The following is a 16,751-nucleotide window of genomic DNA, read 5'->3' on the forward strand; positions in this document are numbered from 1 at the left end:
TCAGCTCCTTACTTCTTGGCCTTCTTGCCGGCGGTGTGACCCTTGAACGTCCGGGTCAGCGAGAACTCGCCGAGCTTGTGACCGACCATATTCTCGGTGACGAACACCGGAATATGCTGCTTGCCATTGTGGACCGCAATCGTCAGGCCGATGAACTCGGGGAGGATCGTCGAACGACGCGACCAGGTCTTGATCGGGCGCTTGTCGCTGGTGGCGCGAACTGCTTCGACCTTGTCGATCAGATGCGCATCAACAAACGGGCCCTTTTTGAGAGAACGTCCCATTTCCTACCCCTTAACGCTTATGACGGCGCTGAACGATCATGCTGTTCGTGCGCTTGTTGCTGCGGGTGCGATAACCCTTGGTGGGCTGACCCCACGGGTTAACCGGCACGCGACCTTCGCCTGTCTTGCCCTCACCACCACCGTGCGGGTGGTCGATTGGGTTCATGGCAGTACCGCGAACGGTCGGGCGAATACCACGCCAGCGCTGCGCACCGGCCTTGCCGATCTTGCGCAGGTTGTTTTCTTCGTTGCCGACTTCACCAACCGTGGCACGACACTCGACGTGTACGCGACGAACTTCGCCGGAGCGCAGTCGAATCTGGGCGTAGGACCCTTCACGCGCCAGCAATTGCACCGAAGTACCGGCCGAACGAGCCAGCTGAGCGCCCTTGCCCGGCAGCATTTCGACACAGCAAATGGTCGTACCGACCGGAATGTTGCGAATCGGCAATGCGTTACCCGACTTGATCGGTGCTTCAGAGCCGCTCATGATCTGCTGACCGACCACCATACCCTTGTTGGCAATGATGTAACGACGTTCGCCGTCGGCGTAGCAGACCAACGCGATATTGGCCGTGCGGTTCGGATCGTACTCCAGACGTTCAACCTTGGCCGGAATGCCGTCCTTGTTGCGCTTGAAATCAACCAGACGATACGCCTGCTTGTGGCCACCACCTTGATGGCGGACCGTCACGCGACCATTGTTGTTGCGACCCGAGTTTTTCGACTGGGACTCAACCAGACCAGCAAAAGGCTTGCCCTTGTGCAGGTCTGCATTAACCACCTGGACGACGGCACGACGGCCCGGCGAGGTCGGTTTTACTTTGACGAGAGCCATTACGCGTTACCCCCCTCGACGAAATTGATTTCCTGACCCGGCTTGAGGCTCACAAAAGCCTTCTTCCAGCCTTTGCGACGACCGGTCGCCCCCTTGAAACGCTTGACCTTGCCCTTGACGTTGGCGACTTGCACGCCTTCGACTTCGACCTTGAACAGCAGCTCGACGGCAGCCTTGATTTCCGGCTTGGTCGCATCGGATGCGACACGGAAAACAACCTGCTCGTGCTTGTCTGCAACGTAGGTAGCCTTTTCGGAGATTTGCGGTGCCAGCAGCACCTGCATCAGACGCTCTTGATTCATCCCCACATCTCCTCGAACTTGGCCACCGCATTCTTGGTAACCAGAACCTTGTTGAAGCGAACCAGGGAAACCGGATCGGCCTCCTGGGCTTCGAGGACCAGAACGTTCGGCAGGTTGCGGGACGAGAGGTAGAGGTTCTCGTTCAACTCATCGGTAACCACCAGCAGGTTACCTTCCAGACCCATGCCCTTCAGCTTCTGGGCAAACAGCTTGGTCTTGGGCGCATCAACCGACAGATCGTCGATAACAACGAGACGATCCTGACGAGCCAACTCGGAGAGAATCGCAGCCATGCCGGCGCGGAACATCTTCTTGTTGACCTTCTGGGTGTAATTTTGCTCGGGCGAGTTCGGGAAAATCCGACCACCCCCACGCCACAACGGAGAGCCGTTGGAACCCGAACGGGCACGACCAGTACCCTTCTGACGCCACGGCTTTGTGGTGGTGTGACGAACCTCGGAGCGGTCCTTCTGCTTGCTGTCACCGGAGCGTGCGTTCGCCTGATAGGCGACGACGATCTGGTGAACCAGTGCTTCATTGAACTCGCGACCAAAGAGCACGTCGGAAGCCTGCAGCTTGGCAGCTTCCTGACCTTGTTCGTTAATAACCTTCAGTTCCATGTCGCCCCCTTAAGCCTTGACCGCCGGACGCACGACGACGTCGGAACCCTTGGCACCCGGAACAGCCCCCTTGACCAGAAGCAACTGACGCTCGGCATCGACACGAACGATAGTCAGGCTCTGCAGCGTGGACTGCACATCACCCAGATGACCCGCCATGCGCTTACCCGGGAAAACACGACCCGGATCCTGGGCCATACCAATAGAACCCGGCGCATTATGGGAAATCGAGTTACCGTGCGAGGCACGGTTCGAGCTGAAGTTGTGGCGCTTGATACCACCCTGGAAACCCTTACCGATGGAGGTACCGGTCACATCAACCTTCTGCCCTTCGGCGAAGATGGTGACGGCAACCTGATCGCCAGCCTTGAAATTGGCCAACTGATCAGCTTCGACACGGAATTCCTTGAGCACATGCCCGGCTTCCACACCCGCTTTGGCCAGATGACCAGCCAGGGGCTTCGAAACACGAGAGGCACGGCGCTTGCCGAAAGCGACCTGAATGGCTGCGTAGCCATCGATCTCCGGCGTTTTGACTTGGGTCACGCGGTTGTTCGACACGTCAAGCACAGTCACCGGGATGGACGCACCATCCTCAGCAAAAATGCGAGTCATGCCAACCTTGCGACCAACAAGGCCTAGACTCATGGTTATTCTCCTCATCGCCGGCTGCGATTGGCCGGTCGATGTAAAACAACAAATGGGCAGTCGTTGCCGACCACCCCCGAAAGGCGCGGATTATATCCGCAAAACAACAATTACTGCAACTTGATCTCGACGTCGACACCAGCCGGCAGGTCCAGCTTCATCAGAGCATCAACCGTCTTGTCGGTCGGATCAACGATATCCATCAGACGCAGATGGGTACGAATCTCCAGCTGATCACGGGAAGCCTTGTTAACGTGCGGCGAGCGCAGGATGTCGAAGCGTTGCTTGCGCGTCGGCAGCGGAACAGGACCGCGAACCACGGCGCCGGTACGCTTGGCTGTTTCGACGATTTCCTGAGCAGACTGGTCGATCAGGCGATAGTCGAAGGCCTTCAGACGAATACGGATTTTCTGGTTTTGCATTTGCTTGGCTTCCAAAGAACGATGGGGCAAGTTCATGACCCGCCCCGGATTTCAAAAAGAACGATTACTCGATGATCTTAGCGACGACGCCGGCGCCAACGGTACGGCCGCCTTCGCGGATGGCGAAGCGCAGACCTTCTTCCATGGCGATTGGGGCGATCAGCTTGACGGTCATCTGGACGTTGTCGCCCGGCATGACCATCTCAACGCCTTCCGGCAGCGAGATGGCGCCGGTCACGTCGGTCGTACGGAAGTAGAACTGCGGACGATAGTTGTTGAAGAACGGGGTGTGACGACCACCTTCGTCCTTGGACAGAACATAGACTTCGCCGGTGAAGTGGGTGTGCGGGGTGATGGAGCCCGGCTTGCACAGGACTTGACCACGCTCAACGTCTTCACGCTTGGTACCACGCAGCAGGGCACCGATGTTGTCGCCAGCTTGACCTTGGTCGAGCAGCTTGCGGAACATTTCGACACCGGTACAGGTGGTCTTCTGGGTCGGGCGGATACCGACGATTTCGATTTCTTCGCCAACCTTGATGATGCCGCGCTCGACACGACCGGTGACAACGGTGCCACGACCGGAGATCGAGAAGACGTCTTCAACCGGCATCAGGAACGGCATGTCAACAGCGCGCTCCGGGGTCGGAATGTAGGAGTCCAGGGCGTCAGCCAGACGGAAGATGGACGGCTCGCCGATTTCGGACTGGTCGCCTTCCAGGGCCTTCAGTGCGGAGCCGTGGATGATCGGGGTGTCGTCGCCCGGGAAGTCGTACTTGGAGAGCAGTTCGCGCAGTTCCATTTCGACGAGCTCGAGCAGTTCGGCGTCGTCAACCATGTCGCACTTGTTCATGTAGACCAGAACGTACGGCACACCAACCTGACGAGCCAGCAGGATGTGCTCGCGGGTTTGCGGCATCGGGCCGTCAGCAGCGGAGCAGACCAGAATGGCACCGTCCATCTGGGCAGCACCGGTGATCATGTTCTTGACGTAGTCGGCGTGGCCCGGGCAGTCAACGTGGGCGTAGTGACGGTTGGCGGTTTCGTATTCGACGTGGGCGGTGTTAATCGTAATACCGCGGGCCTTTTCTTCCGGCGCAGCGTCGATTTCGTCGTATTTCTTGGCCGAGCCGCCGAACTTGGCGGACAGCACGGTGGTGATCGCAGCGGTCAGCGTGGTCTTGCCGTGGTCAACGTGACCAATCGTGCCAACGTTTACGTGCGGTTTCGTACGCTCGAATTTTTCCTTAGCCATTATCGGTTCTCCAATAAACGGTTACTTCTTGTTGATGACAGCCTCGGCGACGTTCTTCGGCGCTTCGGAGTAGTGCTTGAATTCCATCGTGTAGGTGGCGCGACCCTGGGAGAGGGAACGCAACGAGGTGGCATAGCCGAACATTTCGGACAGCGGAACCTCGGCACGCACTTCCTTCGTACCACCCGGCAGGTCATCCATACCCTGAACGATGCCACGACGGGACGACAGGTCGCCCATGACGTTACCCATGTAGTCTTCCGGGGTCTCAACCACGACCGCCATCATCGGCTCAAGCAGCGACGGAGAGGCCTTCTTCATACCCTCCTTGAAAGCCATCGAAGCCGCCATACGGAAGGCGTTTTCGTTGGAGTCAACGTCGTGGTAAGAACCATCGAACAGCGTAAACTTGATATCGACAACCGGGAAACCGGCCAGCACGCCGCTGGTGATCGCGTCCTGCAGCCCCTTATCGACAGCCGGAATGTACTCACGCGGCACCACACCACCCTTGATGGCGTCAACGAACGCGTAACCCGCACCCGGCTCGTTCGGCTCGATCTTGAGCCAGACGTGACCGAACTGACCACGACCGCCCGACTGCTTGACGAACTTGCCTTCCTGCTCGACAGCCTTCTTGATGCACTCACGGTAAGCAACCTGCGGAGCCCCGACATTGGCCTCAACGTTGAATTCGCGCTTCATGCGATCAACGATGATTTCGAGATGCAGTTCACCCATACCGGAGATGATGGTCTGACCGGACTCTTCATCGGTACGCACGCGGAAGGACGGATCCTCGGCAGCCAGGCGGCTCAGCGCAATACCCATTTTTTCCTGATCACCCTTGGTCTTCGGCTCGACAGCGACGTGAATCACCGGATCCGGGAACACCATGCGCTCGAGGATGATCGGCGCATCCGGGTCGCACAGGGTTTCACCGGTGGTGACTTCCTTCAGACCAACGCAGGCAGCGATGTCACCCGCCAGAACTTCCTTGATTTCTTCGCGGTTGTTGGCGTGCATCTGCAGAATACGGCCGATGCGCTCCTTCTTGTTCTTGACGGAGTTGAGAACCGTTGCACCGGAATTCAGAACGCCCGAATAGACGCGAATGAAGGTCAGCTGACCAACGAATGGATCGGTCATCAGCTTGAACGCCAGAGCCGAGAACTTCTCGGCATCATCCGCCTTGCGGGAAGCCGGCTGCTCGCGATCATCGACCCCCTGGACCGGCGGAATATCGACCGGCGACGGCAGCAGCTCGATGACGGCATCCAGCATGCGCTGAACACCCTTGTTCTTGAAGGCAGTACCGCACAGCATCGGCTGGATTTCGCAAGCCAGAGTGCGCAAACGCAGACCTTCCTTGACCTTCTCTTCGGACAGATCGCCGTTTTCCAGGTACTCGTTCATCAGATCTTCGGAAGCCTCAGCGGCAGCCTCAACCATCTGTTCGCGCCAGGTTTGGGCGGTTTCAACCAGATCAGCCGGAATATCCTGGTATTCAAACTTCATCCCCTGAGACGCCTCGTCCCAGATAATGGATTTCATCTTGATCAGGTCAACAACGCCAGCGAAGGTATCCTCGGCACCGATCGGAATCACGATGGGCACCGGGTTGGCCTTCAGACGGGTCTTCATCTGGTCAACGACCTTGAAGAAGTTGGCACCGGAACGGTCCATCTTGTTCACGAAGGCCAGACGCGGCACATTGTACTTGGTCGCCTGACGCCAAACCGTCTCGGACTGCGGCTGCACACCACCGACCGCGCAGTAGACCATGCACGCACCGTCAAGAACGCGCATCGAGCGCTCGACTTCGATGGTGAAGTCGACGTGCCCCGGGGTATCGATAATGTTGAAGCGATGCTCCTGGAACTGCATGTCCATGCCCTTCCAGAAGCAGGTCGTCGCGGCCGAGGTGATGGTGATACCACGCTCCTGCTCCTGCTCCATCCAGTCCATGGTAGCGGCACCGTCATGCACTTCGCCAATCTTGTGATTGACACCGGTGTAGAACAGGATGCGCTCGGTCGTGGTGGTCTTGCCGGCGTCGATGTGGGCGCTGATACCGATGTTGCGGTAGCGCTCGATGGGAGTTTTACGTGCCACGTTAAAGCCCTTTGAGAATTAGAAGCGGAAGTGAGCGAAGGCCTTGTTGGCTTCAGCCATGCGGTGAACTTCATCACGCTTCTTGACCGCACCGCCGCGATTCTCAGAGGCTTCCAGCATTTCAGCAGCCAGACGCTGACCCATCGACTTCTCGGAACGCTTGCGGGCCGATTCACGCAACCAGCGCATGGCCAGCGCAGCACGACGGGCCGGACGGACTTCTACCGGAACCTGGTAGTTGGCACCACCAACGCGGCGGGACTTCACTTCGACCATCGGCTTGACGTTGCCCATGGCAGCACCAAACACCTCCAGCGGATCCTTGCCGGACTTGGTGGTGATGATATCGAAAGCGCCATAAACAATGCGCTCGGCGACCGACTTCTTGCCGCTCTGCATGATGGCGTTGATGAACTTGGAAACTTCGACATTGCCGAACTTCGGATCCGGCAGAATGTCACGTTTGGGAACTTCGCGACGACGGGGCATATTAACCTCTACTAAACACGATTCAGTTGAAAAGCCGGGAAGGGGTTTTCACCCCCCCGGCTCTCTCGGTCGCCCAACAGAACGACCACTTACTCAAGCCGCTTGATGAATCAAGCAGCCTTCGGACGCTTGGCACCGTACTTGGAACGGGCCTGCTTACGATCTTTGACGCCCTGCGTATCCAGGGAGCCACGCACGGTGTGGTAACGCACACCCGGCAAGTCCTTGACACGACCACCACGGATCAGGACCACGGAGTGCTCCTGCAGGTTGTGGCCTTCACCACCGATGTACGAAATGACTTCGAAGCCATTCGTCAGGCGAACCTTGCAAACCTTACGGAGAGCAGAGTTCGGCTTCTTCGGGGTGGTGGTGTAGACGCGGGTGCAGACGCCACGCTTCTGCGGGCACTTTTCCAGCGCAGGAACCTTGCTCTTGGCCTTTTCGGCAACGCGCGGCTTGCGCACGAGCTGGTTGATGGTCGGCATATCAAACTTCCTTCAACAACCGGGCACCCAAAACGGTGCACGACGGCAATTTTGTTATCCAAAGCAGAGACAATGATTAGCCTCTGCCGACAAAGACCATAGATTCTATGGTTGATCAACCCCCATGTCAACGAGACACAGGGGTTGGGGTACGGCATCAGAGACCCTGATCGGCCTCCTGTGTTGCACTTTCGCCAACGGCATCTTCGATCACACGATCGGCAGCCTGGTCTTCGCCAGCCGCCTGCGCCTTGCGACTGCGGTGGTAGGCCAGACCGGTACCGGCCGGAATCAGACGGCCGACGATGACGTTTTCCTTGAGACCACGCAGTTCATCGCGCTTACCCATGATGGCGGCTTCGGTCAGCACGCGCGTGGTTTCCTGGAAGGATGCGGCAGAGATGAACGAGTCGGTCGACAGCGACGCCTTCGTAATACCGAGCAGCATGTGCTCGAAGGTCGCCGGCAGCTTGCCCTCAGCGTTGACACGATCGTTTTCGGCCAGCAGTTCAGCACGCTCGACCTGTTCGGACTTGATGAACTTGGTGTCACCCGGTTCAACGATGGTCACGCGACGCAGCATCTGGCGGACGATCACCTCGATGTGCTTGTCGTTGATCTTCACACCCTGCAGACGGTAAACGTCCTGCACTTCGTCGGTAATGTAACGGGCCAAGGCCTCGACGCCCTGCAGACGCAGGATATCGTGCGGATCCGGCTCGCCTTCGACGATCTTCTCACCCTTGTTGACGACTTGGCCGTCATGCACCAGAACGTGCTTGTCCTTGGAGATCAGGAATTCGTGGGCGTTGCCGTCAAGATCGGTAATGATCAGACGCTGCTTGCCCTTGGTATCCTTACCGAAGCTGATCGTGCCGGTCGTTTCGGCCAGGACGGAAGCATCCTTCGGGGTACGGGCTTCGAACAACTCGGCAACGCGCGGCAGACCACCGGTGATGTCGCGGGTCTTGGCGGATTCCTGCGGCATACGGGCCAGGACGTCGCCAACACCCACCTGCTGGCCATCGACCACCGAGATGATCGAGCCAACCTGGAAGGCGATGGAAACGGCGTGATCGCTGCCGTGAATCCTGACTTCCTGGCCATTTTCATCAAGCAGCTTGACGACCGGGCGCACCCCCTTCGTCGCCGCCTTGCCCCCGCGCTTGTGGTCAATAACGACCAACGTGGACAGGCCGGTCACATCATCGACCTGCTTGGCGACGGTGACGCCCTCTTCGACGTTCTCGAAACGGACGGTACCGGCATACTCGGTGATAATCGGGCGGGTGTGCGGATCCCACGACGCCAGCTTGGTGCCAGCCTTGACCGCCTTGCCTTCGTCAGCAGCCAGGATGGCGCCATACGGCACCTTGTGACGCTCACGTTCACGACCATGGTCGTCGGTGATCAGCACTTCGCCGGAGCGGGAAATAACGACCTTCTCGCCCTTGGCACTGGTCACGAAACGCATGTTCGAGGTATAGCGGACGATACCGGCCGACTTGCCCTCGATCTTGTCGGCCACTGCGGCACGGGAAGCCGCACCACCGACGTGGAAGGTACGCATGGTCAGCTGGGTACCCGGTTCGCCAATCGACTGGGCAGCGATAACGCCGACCGATTCGCCAGCGTTGACCATCGTGCCGCGGCCAAGATCACGGCCGTAGCACTTGGCGCACAGGCCGTAGCGGGTATCACAGGTTAGCGGGGTGCGGACCTTGACTTCGTCGATACCCAGCTTGTCGATCAGGTCCACCAGATCCTCGTCCAGCATGGTGCCGGCGAAGATGACGGTTTCCTGGGTTTCCGGATCAACCAGGTCGTCCACCGTAACGCGGCCGAGGATACGCTCGCGCAAGGGCTCGATGACCTCACCGCCTTCGACCAGCGCCTTCACGGCAAAACCGTTCTTGGTGCCGCAGTCGTCTTCGGTGATCACCAGGTCCTGGGTCACGTCAACCAGACGACGCGTCAGGTAGCCGGAGTTCGCCGTCTTCAGCGCGGTGTCGGCCAGACCCTTACGGGCACCGTGGGTCGAGATGAAGTACTGGAGAACGTTCAGGCCTTCGCGGAAATTGGTGGTAATCGGCGTTTCGATAATCGAGCCGTCCGGCTTGGCCATCAGGCCGCGCATACCGGCCAGCTGACGAATCTGGGCGGCGGAACCGCGGGCGCCGGAGTCGGCCATCATGTAGATGGAGTTGAACGAGTCCTGCTTGGCCTTCTTGCCGTGGCGGTCGATGACCTCCTCGTGGCCGAGTTCGTCCATCATCACCTTGGCAACCTGGTCACCGGTACGACCCCAGATATCGACGACCTTGTTGTAGCGCTCGCCCTGGGTAACCAGACCGTTGGTGTACTGGGTCTCGATTTCCTTAACCTCGGCTTCCGCCTCGGCGATGATCTCGTACTTCTTGGCCGGAACGCGCATGTCGTCCGAGCAGAAGGAGATACCGGCACGGGTCGCCAGGGCATAGCCGTTCTGCATCAGCTTGTCGGCGAAAACGACGGTTTCCTTGAGACCACAGCGACGGAAGGATTCGTCGATCAGCTTGGAGATTTCCTTCTTCTTCAGCGCCTTGTCGATCGCCTTAAAGGGCAGGCCCTTGGGCAGGATCTTGGAGAGGATGGCACGGCCGGCGGTAGTTTCGACACGCACCAGCTTCTCGGTCCACTCACCATCGACGGCGGCCGGTTCGTACTGCTTCAGGCGTACGGAAATACGGGCATGGATATCCAGTTCCTTGGCGGCCATGGCGCGTTCGATTTCGGCCACGTCGGCGAAGTACATGCCCTCGCCCTTGGCGTTGATGCGCTCGCGGGTGGCGTAGTACAGACCGAGAACGATATCCTGCGACGGGACGATGATCGGCTGGCCGTTGGCGGGCGACAGCACGTTGTTCGAGGCCAGCATCAGGGTGCGGGCTTCCATCTGCGCTTCCAGCGACAGCGGGACGTGGACGGCCATCTGGTCACCGTCGAAGTCGGCGTTGAACGCAGCACAAACCAGCGGGTGCAACTGGATGGCCTTGCCTTCAATCAGGGTCGGCTCAAACGCCTGAATACCGAGACGGTGCAGCGTCGGTGCGCGGTTCAGCATGACCGGATGTTCGCGGATGACGTCTTCCAGGATGTCCCAGACCACCGGCTCCTGGCCTTCGACCATCTTCTTGGCTTGCTTGATGGTCGTGGCGTAGCCGAGCACTTCCAGCTTGTGGAAAATGAAAGGCTTGAACAGTTCCAGCGCCATCAGCTTGGGCAGGCCGCACTGATGCAGCTTGAGCTGCGGACCGACCACGATGACCGAACGGCCCGAGTAGTCGACACGCTTGCCGAGCAGGTTCTGACGGAAACGGCCGCCCTTGCCCTTGATCATGTCGGCCAGCGACTTCAAGGGGCGCTTGTTGGCGCCGGTCATGGCCTTGCCGCGACGGCCGTTGTCGAGCAGCGAGTCGACGGCTTCCTGCAGCATGCGCTTTTCGTTGCGCACGATGATTTCCGGAGCCTTCAGTTCGAGCAGGCGCTTCAGACGGTTGTTACGGTTGATGACGCGACGGTACAGATCGTTCAGGTCGGAGGTCGCGAAGCGGCCACCGTCCAGGGGGACCAGCGGGCGCAGGTCCGGTGGCAGGACCGGCAGCACTTCGAGGATCATCCAGTCGGGCTTGATGCCCGACTTCTGGAAACCTTCGAGAATCTTCAGGCGCTTGGCGAGTTTCTTGTTCTTCGCTTCGGAACCAGTGACATCGAGCTCGGCACGCAGGTTCTCAACCTCGGAGTTCAGTTCGAGGTTGCGCAGCATCTCGCGAATGCCCTCGGCGCCCATCAGCGCCTGGAACTCGTCGCCATGCTCCTCGACCATTTCGAGATACTGGTCTTCCGTCAACAACTGGCCACGCTGCAGATTGGAGACCATGCCCGGATCGGTCACGACATAGGCTTCGAAGTACAGGACGCGCTCGATGTCGCGCAGCGTCATGTCGAGGACCATGCCGAGACGGGACGGCAGGGACTTCAGGAACCAGATGTGGGCCACCGGCGAAGCCAGTTCGATGTGACCCATGCGGTCACGACGGACCTTGGCCAGCGTCACTTCGACGCCACACTTCTCGCAGATCACGCCGCGGTGCTTCAGGCGCTTGTACTTGCCGCACAAGCACTCGTAGTCCTTGATCGGACCGAAGATCTTGGCGCAGAACAGGCCATCCCGCTCCGGTTTGAAAGTACGGTAGTTGATGGTTTCCGGCTTCTTGACTTCACCGTAGGACCAGGAACGGATCTTTTCGGGCGAGGCGAGGCCAATGGTAATCGCGTCGAATTCCTCCTCGGCGGTTACCTGCTTGAACAGATCGAGCAATGCTTTCATCGTTTAACTCCTAAGCCCTGAATCAGTAACGTTCCAGATCGATGTCGATCGCCAGCGAACGGATTTCCTTGACCAGCACGTTGAAGGATTCCGGCATGCCGGCATCGATCTTGTGCTCGCCCTTGACGATGTTTTCGTAGACCTTGGTCCGGCCGTTCACGTCGTCGGACTTGACGGTCAGCATTTCCTGCAGCACGTAGGAGGCACCGTAGGCTTCCAGTGCCCACACTTCCATTTCACCGAAACGCTGGCCGCCGAACTGCGCCTTGCCGCCCAACGGCTGTTGGGTCACCAGCGAGTACGGGCCGGTCGAGCGGGCGTGCATCTTGTCATCGACCAGGTGATGCAGCTTCAGGTAATGCATGTAGCCGACCGTCACCTGGCGCTCGAAGGCTTCTCCGGTGCGACCATCGAACAGGGTCATCTGACCGGAAGACGGCATGCCGGCAAGGGCCAGCATCCCCTTGATTTCCTCTTCCTTGGCGCCGTCGAACACCGGTGTGGCAAACGGCACACCGGACGTCAGGTTGCCGGCCATTTCCATGATTTCGCTGTCGTTCAGCTCGTCGAGATTCTCCGACTTGCCACTGGCGTTGTAGATCTGGTCGAGGAAACCACGCACCTCCTTGGCCGTCGCCTGGGCACGCAGCATGTCGCCAATCTTGTAGCCAAGACCCTTGGCCGCGAGGCCGAGGTGAACTTCGAGAATCTGGCCGACGTTCATCCGGGACGGCACGCCCAACGGGTTCAGCACAATGTCGACCGGCGTACCGTCAGCCATGTACGGCATGTCTTCCACCGGCAGGATGCGCGAAACGACACCCTTGTTACCGTGACGGCCGGCCATTTTGTCACCCGGCTGCAGGCGGCGCTTGACGGCCACATAAACCTTGACCATCTTCTGCACGCCCGGCGGCAGTTCGTCACCCTGCGTCAGCTTCTTGCGCTTGGCTTCGAAGGCAATATCAAAATCCTTGCGTGCCTGTTCGAGGCCTTCCTTGACCTGCTCCAGTTGCTGAGCGATGTCGTCGTCGGACAGACGGATGTCGAACCAGTGATGCGGATCCATGCCATCCAGATAGGACTGCTCGATGACGGACCCCTTGGCCAGCTTCTTCGGACCACCGTTGGCCTTTTTGCCAACGATCAGGCGGCCGACACGCTCGAAGGCATCGCGTTCGACGATGCGCATCTGGTCGGCCAAGTCGAGCTTGTAGTGACGCAGGTGCTCGTCGATGATCGACTGGGCACGCTTGTCGCGCTCGATGCCTTCGCGGGTGAACACCTGGACGTCGATGACGGTACCGGCAATGCCCGACGGCACGCGCAGAGAGGTGTCCTTCACGTCGGAAGCCTTCTCGCCGAAGATGGCGCGCAGCAGCTTCTCTTCCGGCGTCAGCTGGGTTTCGCCCTTCGGCGTGACCTTGCCGACCAGCACGTCGCCAGCTTCGACTTCGGCGCCGATATACACGATGCCGGAATCGTCCAGACGGGACAGCTGGGCTTCACCCAGCGACGCGATGTCGCGGGTGATTTCCTCAGGTCCGAGCTTGGTGTCGCGGGCAACGACCGTCAGTTCCTCGATGTGGATCGAGGTGTAGCGGTCTTCGGCAACGACGCGTTCGGAGATCAGGATCGAATCTTCGAAGTTGTAGCCGTTCCACGGCATGAAGGCGATCAGCATGTTCTGGCCAAGCGCCAGTTCGCCCTTGTCGGTGGAGGCACCGTCGGCAACCACGTCGCCCTTGGCGATCACGTCGCCAACCTTGACCATCGGACGCTGGTTGATGTTGGTGTTCTGGTTGGAGCGGGTGTACTTGACCAGGTTGTAGATGTCGACACCGACTTCGCCAGCGATGGTTTCGTCGTCATTGACGCGGACCACGACACGACCGGCATCGACGTAGTCGACCTTGCCGCCACGCAGGGCAACGACAGCTGTCCCCGAGTCGACCGCAACGGTGCGTTCGATACCGGTGCCGACCAGCGGCTTTTCCGGACGCAGGCAGGGCACGGCTTGGCGCTGCATGTTGGCACCCATCAGCGCGCGGTTCGCATCGTCATGCTCGAGGAACGGAATCAGCGAGGCGGCGACGGAAACGATCTGGCCCGGTGCCACGTCCATGTACTGGACACGTGACGGCTCGGCCAGGATGGTTTCACCCTTTTCGCGACAGGTCACGAGATCGTCGGACAGGCGGCCCTCACCATCGAGTGCGGCGTTGGCCTGGGCAACGACGTAGTTGCCTTCCTCGATTGCCGACAGGTATTCGATGTCGTTGGTCACCTTGCCGTCAATGACCTTGCGGTAGGCGGTTTCGATGAAACCGTAGCTGTTGACGCGGGCGAACAGGGCCAGCGAGTTGATCAGGCCGATGTTCGGGCCTTCCGGCGTTTCGATGGGACAGACACGGCCGTAGTGGGTCGGATGCACGTCACGCACCTCGAAACCGGCACGTTCGCGGGTCAAACCACCCGGGCCAAGAGCCGAAACGCGGCGCTTGTGGGTGATTTCCGACAGCGGGTTGGTCTGGTCCATGAACTGCGACAGCTGGCTGGAGCCGAAGAATTCCTTGATCGCGGCGCTGATCGGCTTGGCATTGATCAGGTCGTGCGGCATCAGGTTATCGGATTCTGCCTGCGACAAACGCTCCTTGACAGCGCGCTCGACGCGGACCAAACCAGCGCGGAACTGGTTCTCGGCCAGTTCGCCCACCGAGCGGACACGACGGTTGCCGAGGTGATCGATATCATCGATATCACCGCGCCCGTTGCGCAGTTCGACCAGGATACGGATCACATCAACGATATCGCGCGGCGACAAGGTCAGTTGCTCGCGAACTTCGACGTTTGCACCCAGCGGCTTGAGCTTGGCTGCGAGGGCCTCGGCTTCCGCCAGCGTGGCGTTTTCGATCATGGCCCGCGAACCGAAGGGCAGCAGGCTGACCATGTCCTGAATCGCGGCGAGCGGCTGACCGGCCGCCTCGGCCAGGTTTTTCAGGGCCGCTTCGGCCTTGGATGCCAGCCCCTTGACCATCACCTTGTATTCGATGACGTCCTGACGGGACAGGCGGCGGTTGAACTTCATGCGGCCGACGCCGGACAGATCGTAGCGCTCGTCGGAGTAGAACAGCCCGTTGAACAGGATTTCGACCGCTTCTTCCGTCGGCGGCTCGCCCGGGCGCATCATGCGGTAGATGGCGATCCGGGCAGCCTGCCGGGAGGCGGTTTCATCGGCACGCAGGGTGTTCGAGATGAACGCGCCGCGATCGAGTTCGTTGGTGTACAAGGTTTCAACGGTGGAAATACCGGCTTCACGCAACTTGGCGAGCAAGGTCTCGGTGATTTCGTCGTTGGCGTTGGCGACAACTTCGCCGGTTGCCTTATCGATGATGTTCTTGGCGATCACACGACCAACCAGGAATTCGTCAGGCACAGCGATCTGCTTGATACCAGCAGTACCGATATCACGAATATGTTTGGCGGTAATCCGCTTGTCCTTGGCAACAATCAGCTTGCCATCCGGCCCGACGAAGTCGAAACGGGCCACTTCGCCGCGCAGACGCTCAGGAACCAGCGCGAACTCGACCTTCTCCTTGCCGAGCAGGAAGGTGTCGAACTCGAAGAACTGCTCCAGAATCTGCTCCGAGGTCATGCCGATGGCCTTGAGCAGCGTGGTGACCGGCATCTTGCGACGGCGATCAACCCGGAAGAACAGGGTGTCCTTCGGATCGAATTCGAAATCCAGCCAGGAACCGCGGTAGGGAATCACACGGGCAGAGAACAGCAGTTTGCCCGAGCTATGGGTCTTGCCCCGGTCATGCTCGAAGAAGACACCCGGCGAGCGGTGCAACTGGGAAACGATGACCCGCTCGGTACCATTGATCACGAAGGAGCCATTGGTCGTCATCAGGGGGATTTCACCCATGTAGACTTCCTGCTCCTTGACCTCCTTCACGGTATCCGGTGCTTCGCGATCCATGATCACCAGGCGTACCTTGGCACGCAAGGAAGACGCGAAGGTCAGGCCACGCTGGTGGCATTCAGTCACGTCAAAAGCGGGCTCGCCGAGCATGTAGCTGACGAATTCCAGACGGGCATTGCCGGAATGCGAAACGATCGGAAAAATCGAGGTGAACGCAGCCTGCAGGCCTTCGTTTTTCCGCGTCTCGGGAGGGACTTCATCCTGCAGGAAGTCCTTGAAGGACTGCAGTTGGGTCGCCAACAAGTACGGAACGTCCAGCACGCTGGCGCGCTTGGCGAAGCTCTTGCGGATGCGTTTCTTCTCGGTGAAGGAGTAAGTCATGGTAACTCCGTGAGGATGAAATCAAACAGGGAACCTGCGGAAACAGGCAAACGCAAACAGACTTCTCTCCCCAGGCTGAGAGAGAAAAGATCGGTTTGCGTTTGCCGGCTGGCGATTGTCAATTGACTGGTGGTGGGTCTATTAACCTGTTTTACAAAGCACAAAAGGGCTGGTGGCGAAACACCACCAGCCCATTGGGCAGGACTCGATTACTTGAGTTCGACCTTGGCGCCAGCGTCCTCGAGTTGCTTCTTGAGGGCTTCGGCGTCAGCCTTCGGCAGGCCTTCCTTGACCGGCTTCGGAGCACCGTCGACCAGATCCTTGGCTTCCTTCAGGCCCAGGCCGGTAGCGGCACGAACGACCTTGATGACTTCGACCTTCTTGTCGCCGGCAGCAGCCAGAACGACGGTGAAGTCGGTCTTTTCTTCAGCGGCCGGAGCGGCAGCGCCAGCCGGGCCAGCGACGGCGACGGCAGCGGCGGAAACGCCGAACTTCTCTTCGAATGCCTTGACCAGGTCATTCAGTTCCATAACGGTCAGGGAGCCAACGGCTTCCAGGATGTCTTCTTTGCTAATTGCCATTTCAAACTACTCCTAATTCAGTTCGTATGCGGTA

Annotated in this window: 13 protein-coding genes; all 13 read right to left on the reverse strand. The window is 59.3% G+C overall.

Going from position 1 to position 16,751, the window contains the following annotated elements; translation table 11 throughout:
• Positions 1–8 precede the first annotated feature (8 nt).
• Positions 9–284, reverse strand: coding sequence for a 30S ribosomal protein S19 (gene rpsS, locus K420_RS0102580; protein ID WP_011286091.1), 276 nt, complete (start codon positions 282–284; stop codon positions 9–11).
• Positions 285–294: 10 nt separating this feature from the next.
• On the reverse strand, positions 295–1,122 hold the full coding sequence (gene rplB, locus K420_RS0102585) for a 50S ribosomal protein L2 (protein WP_027456674.1): 828 nt from the start codon (positions 1,120–1,122) through the stop codon (positions 295–297).
• Positions 1,122–1,424: a 50S ribosomal protein L23 gene (gene rplW / locus K420_RS0102590; protein WP_027456675.1), complete on the reverse strand. Its 303-nt coding sequence runs from the start codon at positions 1,422–1,424 to the stop codon at positions 1,122–1,124. The genes rplB and rplW overlap by 1 nt, the downstream gene beginning before the upstream one ends.
• A complete protein-coding gene (gene rplD / locus K420_RS0102595; RefSeq protein ID WP_027456676.1) occupies positions 1,421–2,044 on the reverse strand; it encodes a 50S ribosomal protein L4 in 624 nt (207 codons plus the stop codon). Before rplD ends, rplW begins: the two co-directional genes overlap by 4 nt.
• 9 nt (positions 2,045–2,053) lie before the next feature.
• Positions 2,054–2,692 carry a 50S ribosomal protein L3 gene (rplC, locus tag K420_RS0102600; protein WP_027456677.1) on the reverse strand — a complete coding sequence of 213 codons (639 nt, stop codon included), beginning with the start codon at positions 2,690–2,692 and terminating at the stop codon, positions 2,054–2,056.
• Positions 2,693–2,802: 110 nt separating this feature from the next.
• On the reverse strand, positions 2,803–3,114 hold the full coding sequence (gene rpsJ / locus K420_RS0102605; RefSeq protein WP_027456678.1) for a 30S ribosomal protein S10: 312 nt from the start codon (positions 3,112–3,114) through the stop codon (positions 2,803–2,805).
• Between the two features lie 64 nt (positions 3,115–3,178).
• The gene (gene tuf / locus K420_RS0102610; RefSeq protein WP_027456679.1) at positions 3,179–4,369 is read right to left on the reverse strand and encodes an elongation factor Tu; all 1,191 of its coding nucleotides are present in this window, start codon (positions 4,367–4,369) and stop codon (positions 3,179–3,181) included.
• Between the two features lie 21 nt (positions 4,370–4,390).
• The gene (gene fusA / locus K420_RS0102615) at positions 4,391–6,484 is read right to left on the reverse strand and encodes an elongation factor G (RefSeq protein ID WP_027456680.1); all 2,094 of its coding nucleotides are present in this window, start codon (positions 6,482–6,484) and stop codon (positions 4,391–4,393) included.
• 18 nt (positions 6,485–6,502) lie between these two features.
• Positions 6,503–6,973: a 30S ribosomal protein S7 gene (gene rpsG, locus K420_RS0102620; RefSeq protein WP_027456681.1), complete on the reverse strand. Its 471-nt coding sequence runs from the start codon at positions 6,971–6,973 to the stop codon at positions 6,503–6,505.
• Positions 6,974–7,083: 110 nt separating this feature from the next.
• A complete protein-coding gene (rpsL, locus tag K420_RS0102625; protein ID WP_027456682.1) occupies positions 7,084–7,461 on the reverse strand; it encodes a 30S ribosomal protein S12 in 378 nt (125 codons plus the stop codon).
• 157 nt (positions 7,462–7,618) lie between these two features.
• A complete protein-coding gene (gene rpoC, locus K420_RS0102630; protein WP_027456683.1) occupies positions 7,619–11,830 on the reverse strand; it encodes a DNA-directed RNA polymerase subunit beta' in 4,212 nt (1,403 codons plus the stop codon).
• Positions 11,831–11,852: 22 nt separating this feature from the next.
• Positions 11,853–16,136: a DNA-directed RNA polymerase subunit beta gene (gene rpoB, locus K420_RS0102635; protein WP_027456684.1), complete on the reverse strand. Its 4,284-nt coding sequence runs from the start codon at positions 16,134–16,136 to the stop codon at positions 11,853–11,855.
• 209 nt (positions 16,137–16,345) lie between these two features.
• Positions 16,346–16,717: a 50S ribosomal protein L7/L12 gene (gene rplL, locus K420_RS0102640; RefSeq protein ID WP_027456685.1), complete on the reverse strand. Its 372-nt coding sequence runs from the start codon at positions 16,715–16,717 to the stop codon at positions 16,346–16,348.
• Positions 16,718–16,751 lie beyond the last annotated feature (34 nt).

This window comes from Dechloromonas agitata is5, assembly GCF_000519045.1.
Lineage (GTDB): Bacteria > Pseudomonadota > Gammaproteobacteria > Burkholderiales > Rhodocyclaceae > Azonexus > Azonexus agitatus.

Excerpts from the sequence above, each read along its gene's own strand:
- rpsS (WP_011286091.1), bottom strand. The coding sequence starts at position 284 with ATGGGACGTTCTCTCAAAAAGGGCCCGTTTGTTGATGCGCATCTGATC.
- rplB (WP_027456674.1), bottom strand. The coding sequence starts at position 1,122 with ATGGCTCTCGTCAAAGTAAAACCGACCTCGCCGGGCCGTCGTGCCGTC.
- rplW (WP_027456675.1), bottom strand. The coding sequence starts at position 1,424 with ATGAATCAAGAGCGTCTGATGCAGGTGCTGCTGGCACCGCAAATCTCC.
- rplD (WP_027456676.1), bottom strand. The coding sequence starts at position 2,044 with ATGGAACTGAAGGTTATTAACGAACAAGGTCAGGAAGCTGCCAAGCTG.
- rplC (WP_027456677.1), bottom strand. The coding sequence starts at position 2,692 with ATGAGTCTAGGCCTTGTTGGTCGCAAGGTTGGCATGACTCGCATTTTT.
- rpsJ (WP_027456678.1), bottom strand. The coding sequence starts at position 3,114 with ATGCAAAACCAGAAAATCCGTATTCGTCTGAAGGCCTTCGACTATCGC.
- tuf (WP_027456679.1), bottom strand. The coding sequence starts at position 4,369 with ATGGCTAAGGAAAAATTCGAGCGTACGAAACCGCACGTAAACGTTGGC.
- rpsG (WP_027456681.1), bottom strand. The coding sequence starts at position 6,973 with ATGCCCCGTCGTCGCGAAGTTCCCAAACGTGACATTCTGCCGGATCCG.
- rpsL (WP_027456682.1), bottom strand. The coding sequence starts at position 7,461 with ATGCCGACCATCAACCAGCTCGTGCGCAAGCCGCGCGTTGCCGAAAAG.
- rpoC (WP_027456683.1), bottom strand. The coding sequence starts at position 11,830 with ATGAAAGCATTGCTCGATCTGTTCAAGCAGGTAACCGCCGAGGAGGAA.
- rpoB (WP_027456684.1), bottom strand. The coding sequence starts at position 16,136 with ATGACTTACTCCTTCACCGAGAAGAAACGCATCCGCAAGAGCTTCGCC.
- rplL (WP_027456685.1), bottom strand. The coding sequence starts at position 16,717 with ATGGCAATTAGCAAAGAAGACATCCTGGAAGCCGTTGGCTCCCTGACC.